General features: G+C 38.6%; 14 protein-coding genes. 6 read left to right on the forward strand and 8 right to left on the reverse strand.

Going from position 1 to position 12,558, the window contains the following annotated elements:
* Positions 1 to 60: 60 nt before the first annotated feature.
* From JG479_RS12035 to JG479_RS12050, 4 genes are all read left to right on the forward strand, one after another.
* Positions 61 to 426, forward strand: a complete 366-nt coding sequence (locus JG479_RS12035; RefSeq protein ID WP_002958114.1) for a PilZ domain-containing protein — start codon at positions 61 to 63, stop codon at positions 424 to 426.
* A gap of 53 nt (positions 427 to 479) precedes the next feature.
* The gene (locus JG479_RS12040) at positions 480 to 1,388 is read left to right on the forward strand and encodes a histone deacetylase family protein (protein ID WP_200219401.1); all 909 of its coding nucleotides are present in this window, start codon (positions 480 to 482) and stop codon (positions 1,386 to 1,388) included.
* Between the two features lie 62 nt (positions 1,389 to 1,450).
* Positions 1,451 to 1,945 (forward strand): TlpA family protein disulfide reductase, encoded by a 495-nt coding sequence (locus JG479_RS12045; protein ID WP_039486816.1) that lies wholly within the window; start codon positions 1,451 to 1,453, stop codon positions 1,943 to 1,945.
* 82 nt (positions 1,946 to 2,027) lie between these two features.
* Positions 2,028 to 2,690 (forward strand): hypothetical protein, encoded by a 663-nt coding sequence (locus JG479_RS12050; RefSeq protein ID WP_200219402.1) that lies wholly within the window; start codon positions 2,028 to 2,030, stop codon positions 2,688 to 2,690.
* A gap of 3 nt (positions 2,691 to 2,693) precedes the next feature.
* Here the strand turns inward: JG479_RS12050 and pdxR are convergent, their stop codons facing one another.
* On the reverse strand, positions 2,694 to 4,151 hold the full coding sequence (gene pdxR, locus JG479_RS12055) for a MocR-like pyridoxine biosynthesis transcription factor PdxR (protein ID WP_200219403.1): 1,458 nt from the start codon (positions 4,149 to 4,151) through the stop codon (positions 2,694 to 2,696).
* Positions 4,152 to 4,257: 106 nt separating this feature from the next.
* Between pdxR and JG479_RS12060 the strand changes: the two genes are divergently transcribed.
* Together JG479_RS12060 and JG479_RS12065 are read left to right on the forward strand one after the other, a co-directional pair.
* Positions 4,258 to 4,833, forward strand: a complete 576-nt coding sequence (locus tag JG479_RS12060; protein WP_200219404.1) for a GNAT family N-acetyltransferase — start codon at positions 4,258 to 4,260, stop codon at positions 4,831 to 4,833.
* Positions 4,833 to 5,420 (forward strand): FMN-binding negative transcriptional regulator, encoded by a 588-nt coding sequence (locus tag JG479_RS12065; RefSeq protein ID WP_039486809.1) that lies wholly within the window; start codon positions 4,833 to 4,835, stop codon positions 5,418 to 5,420. The genes JG479_RS12060 and JG479_RS12065 overlap by 1 nt, the downstream gene beginning before the upstream one ends.
* Before the next feature lie 61 nt (positions 5,421 to 5,481).
* Here the strand turns inward: JG479_RS12065 and cyoE are convergent, their stop codons facing one another.
* The 7 genes from cyoE to nqrM all read right to left on the reverse strand — a co-directional run bounded on the left by cyoE (position 5,482) and on the right by nqrM (position 12,537).
* On the reverse strand, positions 5,482 to 6,366 hold the full coding sequence (gene cyoE, locus JG479_RS12070) for a heme o synthase (RefSeq protein ID WP_002958102.1): 885 nt from the start codon (positions 6,364 to 6,366) through the stop codon (positions 5,482 to 5,484).
* 9 nt (positions 6,367 to 6,375) lie between these two features.
* Positions 6,376 to 6,732, reverse strand: coding sequence for a cytochrome o ubiquinol oxidase subunit IV (gene cyoD, locus JG479_RS12075; RefSeq protein ID WP_002958101.1), 357 nt, complete (start codon positions 6,730 to 6,732; stop codon positions 6,376 to 6,378).
* Positions 6,732 to 7,358, reverse strand: a complete 627-nt coding sequence (gene cyoC, locus JG479_RS12080; protein ID WP_002958100.1) for a cytochrome o ubiquinol oxidase subunit III — start codon at positions 7,356 to 7,358, stop codon at positions 6,732 to 6,734. Before cyoC ends, cyoD begins: the two co-directional genes overlap by 1 nt.
* The gene (cyoB, locus tag JG479_RS12085; protein WP_200219405.1) at positions 7,355 to 9,343 is read right to left on the reverse strand and encodes a cytochrome o ubiquinol oxidase subunit I; all 1,989 of its coding nucleotides are present in this window, start codon (positions 9,341 to 9,343) and stop codon (positions 7,355 to 7,357) included. The genes cyoC and cyoB overlap by 4 nt, the downstream gene beginning before the upstream one ends.
* Before the next feature lie 2 nt (positions 9,344 to 9,345).
* Positions 9,346 to 10,305 carry a ubiquinol oxidase subunit II gene (cyoA, locus tag JG479_RS12090; RefSeq protein ID WP_039486806.1) on the reverse strand — a complete coding sequence of 320 codons (960 nt, stop codon included), beginning with the start codon at positions 10,303 to 10,305 and terminating at the stop codon, positions 9,346 to 9,348.
* A 322-nt stretch (positions 10,306 to 10,627) separates the two neighbouring features.
* The gene (locus JG479_RS12095; RefSeq protein ID WP_002958097.1) at positions 10,628 to 11,047 is read right to left on the reverse strand and encodes a hypothetical protein; all 420 of its coding nucleotides are present in this window, start codon (positions 11,045 to 11,047) and stop codon (positions 10,628 to 10,630) included.
* A gap of 1,277 nt (positions 11,048 to 12,324) precedes the next feature.
* Positions 12,325 to 12,537 (reverse strand): (Na+)-NQR maturation NqrM, encoded by a 213-nt coding sequence (gene nqrM, locus JG479_RS12100; protein ID WP_007376137.1) that lies wholly within the window; start codon positions 12,535 to 12,537, stop codon positions 12,325 to 12,327.
* Positions 12,538 to 12,558: the final 21 nt, after the last annotated feature.

The following is a 12,558-nucleotide window of genomic DNA, read 5'->3' on the forward strand; positions in this document are numbered from 1 at the left end:
ATGTAGAGAATTACCCGCTATGCTTAATTTATTATAAAAACAGTAAGGCTAAATTAGGTTATGCAAAATCGTCGACAGTTTTCTCGTGTGCTATTTTCAACTAACGCCCTGTTATGTTTTGATAGCCAACAGTATCCGTGTAAATTACTCGATCTATCGTTACATGGCGCGTTGGTTACTAATTGTGATGCATTTATTGGCAGCCACAATACGCAAGCAATACTGCGCTTTACATTGCCTCAAAGCGATATAGAAATAAAAATGGAAGTAGTAATTTGCCATATTGAAGCCGATCATATTGGTTTAAAATGCCATCACATTGATATAGACAGTATTACTTATTTAAAGCGTTTAATAGAGCTAAACTTAGCCGATGATGAGCTACTGCATCGCGAATTAGCGTCACTTATTAATGACTCACAATAGACTCATTCTCTTAAGTTGATTACCATAGCGCAAACTTTATAAAGCTTGTAAATATGCGCTTAAATCCTCATTTGCCTTTGGTATACCATCCTAACTACTCGTTTAGCTTTGATCCTAAGCATCGCTTTGTAATGAGTAAATTTGCACATTTATATCAACATGTTGCAGAGCTTGGTTTAATCGGCAGTAACCTAGTTGAGCCAATATTAGGCACGCCAGAGCCGCTTGAGCTTGTGCATTGCGATAATTATATCCAAGATTTATGGCACAACCGCTTAGATGAAAAAGCAATGCGTCGCATTGGCCTACCTTGGTCAAAAGAGCTTATGGCACGTACATTTACAGCCCCTCAAGGAACGCTACAGACAGCCCGTTTAGCACTTAAACACGGTATAGCGTGTCATCTTGCTGGTGGTACACATCACGCACATAATGACTTTGGTTCAGGTTTTTGTATGGTCAACGATTTGGCCTTTACCACGCAAACTTTAATTAGATCGGGTGAGGTAACTAACGTACTTATTTTTGATTTAGACGTGCACCAAGGTGATGGTACAGCCGCAATGTTACAGCATCAACCCTATGCGTATACCTGCTCTATCCATTGCGAAAAAAACTTCCCCTTTAGAAAGTCCGCTAGCGATTTAGACATTGGCCTGGCAAATAATATGAAGGACGACGAATACCTTGCCATAGTTGACGAAACACTAAGTTATTTACTTAAAGAGCTAAACCCAAGTTTAGTACTTTACGATGCTGGCGTTGATATTTGGCAAGGTGATGGCTTGGGTAAGTTAGATATTAGCTGGGATGGCATAGCTAAACGTGACCATTTAGTATTAAAACGCTGCCTTGAACACAATACACCTGTAGCTACTGTGATAGGTGGAGGTTACGATAGAGATCACCTACGCCTCGCTAAACGCCACGCTATTGTTGTTGAACAAGCTGCTGGCTTTTAGTTTGAAATAAAAATGTTAAATTATCGTTCTTGTTTAATATGTAAAATAAAAAAGAGCATATTATGAAACAGCTATTTATTACCATCACGCTAATTTTATTAAGCTTTACAGCTTACGCACAAGATACAAGCTCAGAAGCAATATATCCCAAATTGCCTACATTAAATTTACAAATGGCTGATGGGTCGCCGCTCAACACTCAAGATTTATTAGGTCAACCTTACGTTTTACACTTTTGGGCAACGTGGTGCCCGTACTGTAAAAAGCTACAGCCAGCACTTCAAAAAATTGATGATATGGGCTTAAAAGTTATTGCCGTGAGCTTTAAAGAAGATAACGATGCTACTCCCGCTAAAGCACTTAGCGAAAGAGGTTATACTTTTAAAACAGCAGTAAAAGCCGATGCAATAGCACAGCAATTAGGTATACGAGGCACACCTACTACATTGTTTGTAAATAAAGAAGGCAATGTAATTTGGCTGACTAATACGTCAAATCCAGAAGATCCAAACCTTCATTTAAATGCACGAACATTGTTGCACTCAATACCTGAATAATATAGATCTAAATTTAGTTTAAAAATATAAGTAACATAAACTTTATACTACAATTTAAGCTCATAAATTAATTGAGATTATAATGCGCTTACTACTTACATTATTACTAGTTACTTTAAGTGGCTTTGCTGTAGCAGAAGAAGAAAAAGCAGAACTACCACCGGTAGACCCCGCTTACAATGCTGAGCATCCTATGGCTTTGGTTAATCAAGGCTCATCTATAATTGCGATTAACTTACCTAGTTATAATTCTCCAGATGATGTGCAAGTTGTTTATAAAATAGGAAACCCCGATGTCGCACTCTTAAACTTTGTTAGAAATGCTGAGCTAATCACGGTTAAGCCACAAGCGTTTAATATTCAACATTTAATGCGTGGTGAAGAAATTACGATTATTGCCGATATTTACGAGGGTGATTATCAACAAGGTGGTAGTTTAATTTACTCAAAAAAAGAGCTTGAACTGACTAAGCAACTGTATGCCAGAGAGCTAAAAGATTTAAGTGAATCTTCGCAATGGCAAGATTACGACATGATTAATCTAGGCGGTACTGAGCGTATTTATATTCATAAAATTCAACAAGCGCCGAGCTATAACCATCTTATTTTTGTCGATTTAGTTAATGCGTGTATGCAAAAGCTTCGTACCTCAAAACGTGTCCCAGCTGAAAATGAGCTTACCTATAAGTTTATTAATTGCGGCACGCTTAAACCACTTTATTACAATGTTGATGATTTTAAATAATAGTTACTTATATTCAGTTATGAGTTTGATCCCTTGTTTCATAGCCTCAACTGATTGCCCTGCAAAGCCTAAGCGAACATAACTATATTGTTTAGGCATTAAACTTCTCACTGAATCAGCAAAGTAAAACTCAGATTCTGCTTGTAAATACACGCTTTTACTTTGCATTGCTTGTTTTATATTACTCGTATTTTTATTTAAGTTAACCCACATTGCCATACCGCCATCTGGCTTTTTATACTCTATTGGTAAACCCTGTGATTGCAGCAACGCTAACGTGTTGTCCATTGCTTCATAACGTTGTTTATAGTGTTTAGTCATGCGTTTTAAGTGGCGCTCAAATCCACCTTCTTGCATAAAGTGCGCTACGGCTAGCTGCATAACCACATCATTTTTATGATTCATTAACTGCTTCCATGCGGTTAACTGTGCTAATACTTCAGGAGCTGCACAAATGTAGCCAATTCTAGCGCCTGAGAACATGATTTTAGAAAATGTAGATAAGTAAATAATAATCCCAGCGGGATCGTCCCCAGCCATAGGTTGCAATGGCTGACAGCGATAATGAAACTCGTGATCGTAATCATCCTCTATAATCATTACGCCATACTCATAACATAGTTGATAAATTTGCATGCGCCGTGTGGGCGAAAGCGTAACGGTAGTTGGGTATTGATGCAGCGGAGTTAAGTACAGCATTTTTATTGGATATCGTCTAAGTTGCGCTTTTAAATCATCAACACATAAACCATATTCATCTTGTTTTATATCTATTAATTGCGCACCACAAGCAGCAAAGGCTTTGCGTGCTGGTGGGTAACCTAAAGTCTCAACGGCTACGAAGTCATCTTTACTTATAAAGGCCTTAGAAATTAAAAATAAAGCTTCTTGTGAGCCATTACATACAAGTAAGTCTGATGCTTTTAAATTTCTAGTTTTATGTAAGTAATCACTTATCTGAGCTTTTAGCTCACTCACTCCACCTATATCACCATAATGAAGTTTACTGGTATCTAAATGATTAAATACATGGCTCATAGAGCGTTTAAATTCTTTATAGGGAAAGCTATTTAAATCAGGAAGTCCACCTGCAAAATTATATACGTAGTCTTTTAAATTCATTGCCGGAATAGGCACGGCTAACTCTGTAGCAAATTTATAAGGTTTTGGTGTTAAAACTGGCGTGTGCTCACAGTTAGCACTGCTTTGAATTGGTAGTGTTTGAGTGACGCTATACCCAGAGCGTTCATGGGATTCTAGCCATCCTTCGGCTACTAATAACTGCAATGCGTTCATTATTGTATGACGGTTTAACTGATACGTTTGTGCCATAACTCGAGCAGAACTGAGTTTTGTACCAGGTGCAATATCTCCCTTTACAATAGAACCACGTAAAGCATCTGCAACTTGTAAGTACTTAGCTTTGTTTGAGTCATTAAATTCAATATTAAGTGGTTGCATGTCATTCCTTTATAACTGGTATAGCTAAAAAGCCAATTCTGGTTGTTTTTACCAAGCCAAATTAGCGTACATTTGTTGCTCGTAAATAGCAAAGCTTAGAGGCAACATGTTTACTCAACAGATACATAAAACAAATAAGGTCATATTAGAGCCATTAAAATATGAGCATTTAAAAAGCTTATATAAAGCTGGGCAACATCCAAAAATATGGGAATGGGTATTAAGCAACTATACAAAAACACCCGAACGGTTAAAGGAATGGTTTACCACCAGTGCACAATTTAATAAGAAAGAACAAATTGTATTTGCCATAGTAGACATAGCCAGCAAAGAGGTTGTAGGCACTACACGACTATTCAGATTAGATACGCATAACTTAAGTTCTGAAATTGGTCATACATTTATAAGCCATCACTGGCAGCAAACTTATATTAATACTCACACTAAATATTTACTGCTTAGCTACGCTTTTGACGCGTTGAATTTAGTGCGAATAACATTTAATACCCACGAAAAAAATCAAAAATCTCGAAATGCAATTACTCGACTAGGCGCCCGATTTGAAGGTATAGCCCATAAAGATAGATTGCTAAGTGATGGAAGTTACAGAAGCACTGCAAAATTTAGCATTATTGACGAACATTGGCAGAGCATTAAGTTGCAGTTAGAGGAGAAGCTTTAATGTACCCACCCACACATTTTCAAGAACATAATATTGAACGTTTGCAAGCATTGGTTGAGCAATTCCCTCTAGCGAGTATTTTAATGCCCTGCTCGCAAAGTGACTTAAATAATATATGCCAAGTGCCTGTATTATATGAGCCCTCACGTAATGTATTTATTGCACACGTAGCAAAACATAACCCGCTAGCGCAATGTGATAAACAGTCAGTAAAATTACTATTTAGTGGCGATAACTGTTATCTATCTCCCTCGTATAGTAATAATAAAACACTGCCGAGCTGGCTTTATTCATCAGTACAAGTAACTGCAAATGTGAATATTATTGAAAGCGATAATGAGAAAGACAAAATAATGCGGCAACTAACGAGCCATTTTGAGCAAGGCTTTACGCCAATGTGGAAGATTACTGACGTGCCCAAAAGCAATCGCCAAGCAATGTATCAACAATTAAGCTTTATAGAATTTACTCCCACTCATTGGAGTGGAAACTTTAAGTTAAGCCAAAATAAATCACCAGAGGTAAGAGCACGAATAAAACAAAGCCTAGAACTTGCCAATAAGCGCTCTATTGCAAAACTATTTTAGGCATAAAAAAAGGCCCTTTCGAGCCTTTGGATTAACTTTGGAATAGTTAAAAACTTTTAAATTAGGTAAGCGTTAATAGCTGTGGAGCAACGCTATGATAATCAACAGCCATAGCAATACTTAACGCTGTAATATTAATAATTGAAAATGCGAACACTTTACGTGCCCAGCTACTCATATCAATATTACGACGATAACCGCGCAGCGCCATTAGCAACCACCAAAAGCTGGTAATACAAGCAACAGCCATAAAAGCAGCACCTGTGTAGCCAGTAATTGGCAGTAACATCACCACTAATGCGTATACAGCAATGTAAAGTACGATATGGCGTTTTGCTTTGTCGATACCTTGCGCTACTGGTAATACAGGAATACCTGCAGCTTGGTAATCTTTAAAGCGAAAAATAGCAATAGCGTAAGAGTGCGGCATTTGCCACAAGCTAAACATGACTAGCAGTATTAATGCGCCCATATCGAACTGCCCTGTTACGGCGCAGTAACCTACTACTGGCGGTACAGCGCCAGAAAGGCTGCCTACAAAAGTGCCATATACTGAGTTGCGTTTCATGTAGAGGCTATAAACCCCTACATAAATTACGTAGCCAAAGGCTGCAAAAAATACCGCGGCTTGAGTGGTATAGGCGATAAGTAAACCAAAACCCACAACACCCAATAAAATACCGTGACTAAGTGCAGCAAAGGCCGACATTTCGCCTGTTACTGTTACTCGCGTACGAGTACGCGCCATGGCCACATCTATGTCTCTATCTATAACATTGTTAATAGCACAACCTGATGCAACCACTAGCGACAAACCAATTAATGTGGCAATCATTAACCATGGGTCTATATCACCGCGCGAGGCAAGTAAAAACCCGCCCGCTACGCTGATCAAATTGCCCATAATAATACCCGGCTTTGTCACTGATAAATAACGACGAAACATCTTCAACTCCTAGTACATCATCATTGCGTTAGATTCATAAATGATCCAAACAGATAACCCAACAACCATTACGATGATCAGAGCACTGAATAGGAATGAGAAAGTACTTGCACGGCCATCTTCGGTGGTAAAATTAAGGTGTAAAAAGTATTTTAAATGCACCCAAATTTGTACGATTGCTAAAGTAACAATGCTCCAAAGCGTTGTTGCTTTTGAGAAGTCACCTTCCATTACCATGTAAAACGGTATAGCAGTTAAAATTACCGATAGCACAAAGCCAATTAAGTAAGTTTTAACACTGCCATGAGATTCATCATGATGATCACTTTGCGTTTGCTTTAACGCATGCGTTTCGCTGTGGCTCATTACATTGCTCCCATTAAATAAACAACGGTAAATACACAAATCCAGACAATGTCTAAGAAGTGCCAAAATAGGCTTAAGCAGCTTAAACGCGTTACGGTTGCTTTACCTAAGCCGCGTTTAGCAACTTCAATCATCATTATGGTCATCCAAATTAGACCCGCTGTTACATGTAAACCATGTAAGCCAACTAATGAGAAAAACGATGTTAAAAAGGCACTTTGTTGTGGACCATTGCCATGCACAATTAGGTGATGAAATTCGTATACTTCCATACCAATAAACACAGCACCTAAACAAAACGTAACAAATAACCAAGTCAGTGTTAGTGCCTTTTTTTGCCCTTGAGCGGCAATCATGGCAAAACCAAAAGTAATACTACTAATCAGTAGTGCTGCAGTTTCTACTGCTACAAAGTCGAGTTCAAAAATATCTTTACCCGATACGCCACCGGCTGTGTTCATAAATAACACAGCGTAAGTGGCAAAAAACGAGGCAAACAGTAGGCAATCGGTCATTAGGTATAACCAAAAACCAAATACGGTATCACCCGAAGTATCGTGGTGATCATGCGCGTGGGCATGATCATCGTGTGATACAGAGTCTAAATTTGCAGAAAGTGTACTCACGCTTTTAACTCCTTAACGCCACTTGAATTATATGCAGCTTCAATGCGTGCAATTTCATCAGGTTGTATATAGTAATCTACATCGCTGGTGTAACAACGTTTGATAAATATGGCAATTCCGCCTACTAGTCCAACAACAGCTAACCACCAAATATGCCAAATCATTGCAAAACAAAATACTGTTAAGCTTGCTGCCATGAACACGCCAGCTGATGTGTTTTTAGGCATATGAATAGGGCTATAGTTTGCTTTATCTTGATATGCTTGGCCTTTTTCTTTCATATCGGTCCATGCATCAATATCATCGATATGTGGAATTGTTGCAAAGTTATAAATTTGCGGAGGTGAACTTGTAGCCCACTCAAGTGTGTGGCCGTTCCACGGATCGCCTGTTGTATCGTCAAGCGCTTCACGGTCTCTAAAGCTCACATATAGTTGAATAACTTGGCTGATAATACCAAACATAATAATCACAGCACCGCCTGCGGCAATGTATAACCACATGTTCCAATCTGGGTTGTTAGTGTGGTTTAAACGACGTGTCATACCTAAGAAACCAAGTACGTACAGCGGCATAAATGCTACGAAGAAACCAATAATCCAACACCAAAATGATGCTTTGCCCCATTTTTCATTAAGTTTAAAGCCCATTGCTTTAGGGAACCAAAATACAAAACCGGCCAGGTAACCAAACACAGCACCACCAATAATTGTGTTATGGAAATGTGCAATTAAGAATAAGCTGTTATGCAGTACATAATCGGCGCCAGGAATGGCAAGTAATACACCGGTCATACCGCCTACGGTAAAGGTAACCATAAAGCCAAGAGTCCAAAGTACCGGTACACTTATACGTAAACGACCTCGGTAAATAGTAAATAACCAGTTAAACAACTTAACCCCAGTTGGTACGGCAATAACCATGGTCATTACCCCAAAGAACGCGTTAACGTTAGCACTTGAGCCCATAGTAAAGAAGTGATGTAACCAAACAATAAAGCCTAAAATTGAGATTGCACCGCTGGCGTAAACCATCGATTTGTAACCAAACAAACGTTTACCGGCAAAGGTCGAAATAATTTCAGAAAAAATACCAAACGCTGGTAATACTAATATGTATACCTCAGGATGACCCCATGCCCAAAACAGGTTGATGTACATCATGGCGTTACCGCCCAATTCATTGGTAAAGAAGTGGAAGTCGAGATAACGGTCAAGCGTTAGCATTGCAAGTACAGCAGTTAAAATTGGGAATGATGCTGCAATTAAGATGTTTGCCCATGTACATGCCCATGTGAAAATTGGCATTTTCATTAGGGTCATACCTGGTGCACGCATTTTAAACACGGTTGCTAAAAAGTTTACGGCTGTTAGAAGTGTACCGAGCCCGGATATTTGCAAGGCCCAAATATAATAATCGACCCCCACCCCAGGGCTAAAGGTCAGCTCCGAAAGCGGCGGATATGCCACCCAACCTGTTTTTGCAAACTCACCAAACACAAGTGATAAGTTAATTAAAATTGCACCACTGGCTGTAAACCAAAAACTTAAATTATTTAAAAATGGAAAAGCAACATCGCGAGCACCAATTTGAAGTGGTAAAACAATGTTCATTAGACCAATCATAAATGGCATTGCCATAAATATGATCATGATTACGCCGTGGGCAGTAAATATTTGGTCGTAGTGTTCTGGTGGTAAATAACCTGGCGCACCACTGGTAGCAAGTGCTAACTGCGCACGCATCATTATTGCATCAGAAAAACCACGAAACAGCATTATTAGTGCTAAAAGAATATACATTACGCCTAAGCGTTTGTGATCAACAGACGTGATCCAGTCGCGCCAAAGCACGCCCCATTTTTTATACTTTGTAATAAGCCCGGCAATAATAAGCCCAGCTATCGCAATAACCGACATCGTGAACACAAGAATTGGCTCATGAAACGGAATTGCGTCGAGTGAAAGATTACCTAATAACGACATTATTATTCCTCGCCTTGGCTGTGAGATGAAGGCATTGAGTGCTCACTCATTTCATGATGCTTTTTACTCATTTGCCCATGTTCGCCCATTGCATGGTGTTTTTTGTTCATATCGCCATGCGCCTGCATATACTTCATAACAATGGTATGAAATAAGCCGTCATCAACTTTCCCGTAATATGCTACTGGGTTATTTTCACTTGCTTTTGCAAGCTCAACATAATTTGCATGAGTCAGGTTATTAGCGCTTGAATTCGCTTTCACATCACTCACCCACTTATCAAAGTCTGCTTGAGTAGGTGTAGCAATGGCATTAAATTTCATGCCAGTGAAACCTGCGCCGCTGTAATTTGCTGAAAAGCCTTTAAACGTACCTGGCTCATTTGCAATTAAGTGAAGCTTGGTTTCCATCCCAGCCATTGAGTATATTTGACTACCCAATTGCGGAATAAAAAATGAATTCATTGTGCTCTCTGAGGTGATTTTATATTCAACAGGTACATTTGCTGGGAACACTAATTCATTAACCGTAGCAATACCTTGCTCAGGATATATAAATAACCACTTCCAGTTTAGTGAAACCACTTCAACAGTAAGATGTTCACCTTTACCTTCAATGGGTTTATAGGGGTCTAAGTCTTGGGTAGACTGCCAGGTAATAACACCTAAAATGATTACAATAACAATAGGAACAGCCCAAACAACGGCTTCAATTTTATTTGAATGAGCCCATTTTGGAGCATAAATTTCTTGGTTTTGAGTGTCTCTATATTTCCAAGCGAAATACAAAGTCATCACAATAACGGGAACGACTACAAGCAACATAAGCACGGTTGCGATGATGATTAAATTTTTCTCATCAATGCCTATCTGCCCTTTTGGATCGAGTATCCCGCCTTTACAGCCTGACAACGCCAGTACTGTACTAGCTAAAGCAATATTACAAAGGTTACGAATTAACAAGGGAGTATCCTACAAACCTAGAGTTTCAATTTGCTGCTTAAAATAAAAACCAAAGCAACGATTTTTCAATAAAAACCCAAGTTAACTAGAATTAAATTATAAAAATAAGGGGGCTATTCAAAAAAACCTAAAGCTCATGCCATTAATGACCTAGCAACAAACCCAGCTTTCTAAACGCATTTATATAACGTAATAAAAGTTAACTTGGGTGAGTGGTGGTTGGCTGAAATGTGTTTAAAAAAACACGGAGCTACTTTGTTTTAGCTAACCTTAATTATTTACAGCAAGAACAAATAATTAAAACCAGCAACAAGATGCAGCGTTACAGGCAACCTGTAAAGCTAGGTGGAGCACGACAACCATGTGAAGAGATCACAGGCTGAAGAACTTTAGCCTCGCTAAAAGCAAAGGCTGCTTTACGGAGGATTATGCCAGCACGACGCGCTGGACAAATATGGAACAATAACCAACAAAGGCCAATAAGTAACTGACTTGATATGATCGGATGAGCTAAAAATTGCGCAAGGTTAAGTAATAGTGGCTCTACAATAAACCCATCACTTAATAGCGCTTCAAGCTTGAAGGCATCCTCTAGTGCACCGCTTAGCAACATTACAGTATTAAACACTAATAAAGTTATAGCTACACACACGCCCTTGCCTGCTTTATTCAAGCGTTCACACGTCTGCGGCTCGCCAGAGGCAAGTTCCGTAGCTGTATGATGCAAAGAAAGTGTGTTCAAAGACATTAACCTACTAAAATGACTATAACAAAATTAGAGTAATACAGTTTGCAATGGAAAAATTTAAAAAACATTGCTGTTGTAAACCCTAAAACCAGGTGCTAAATACAATCAAATCCAGCTAGCACATATTTACCTAGCGAAAATTGATCCGTATCAACCAAACTTTCAAAACTTACTGAAAGTTCGAACGTGAGTATAACAAAGAGAATTTTCTGTTCAACTAAAAATCAATTAATTTGAGTTAAGCTTTCGAAGCTATTTTGTTAATAAAAAATAACACGATAAAAAACACTTGGTTAGCTAAAATAAAAAACAATTTAAAGAGAAATATTTAATAGGATTATAGGTTTTTAGGAGGGAGTAGTAATTGTGTGGCACAAATAAAAACAGCCCAAATTCAGTCACCACCGAACTTGAGCCGCCTTTCACACTGACAACATCTTCACACACAATATAAAGATTCTTGGTTTACACTGCATGGCAATTGTAGGGAATAAAAACAACTCAAGCTAAGTCACCACCGAACTTGAGTTGCCTTTCACACTGACAACATCTTCACACACAATATAAAGATTTTTGGTTTACACTACGTGGCAATTGTAGGGAATAAAAACAACTCAAACTAAGTCACCACCGAACTTGAGTTGCCTTTCACACTGACAACATCTTCACACACAATATAAAGATTCTTGGTTTACACTACGTGGCAATTGTAGGGAATAAAAACAACTCAAGCTAAGTCACCACCGAACTTGAGCTGCCTTTCACACTGACAACATCTTCACACACAATATAAAGATTCTTGGTTCACACTGCATGGCAATTGTAGGGAATAAAAACAACTCAAGCTAAGTCACCACCGAACTTGAGTTGCCTTTCACACTGACAACATCTTCACACACAATATAAAGATTTTTGGTTTACACTACGTGGCAATTGTAGGAAATAAAAACAACTCAAGCTAAGTCACCACCGAACTTGAGTTGCCTTTCACACTGACAACATCTTCACACACAATATAAAGATTCTTTTAAGCGAGACTAACTTATGCCTCAAGCTTATGACGAGAGCCTTGCTCTTTGTCTATGGTTAAACTTTAGAGTGTTAGCTCCAATTTGACAAACGAGAAAAATAAACCTAATAGGTGAAAAAAACTAAACTATATACCTTTGTCTAATACATTTAGATTGGATTGCTTTGGAAGCTATGATGCGAAGGCGTTTTACAGGCACAAAAAAAGCGCTATAAAGCGCTTTTTAATATTTAAGACAGGCTTAAATAATTTGGTTTTCTTTCCAGGCTTGCTCTTTTGCTAAACGGTTTTTGCGTTTATCACATGGATCATCGCAATCACAGGCTTTATCAATACCAACCGAACCTAAACCACCACAGCTGCTTGCCATAGATTTTTTTTGCACGATCATACCAACGGCCATAGCCGAAACTATCAAAATTAGTAAGCCAAAAGTAAGAAGAAAAAGTGACATTGCTTAGCCCCTATTGATCAG

The sequence above is a fragment of the Pseudoalteromonas sp. LC2018020214 genome, assembly GCF_016598755.1.
GTDB classification, from domain to species: Bacteria; Pseudomonadota; Gammaproteobacteria; order Enterobacterales; family Alteromonadaceae; genus Pseudoalteromonas; species Pseudoalteromonas distincta.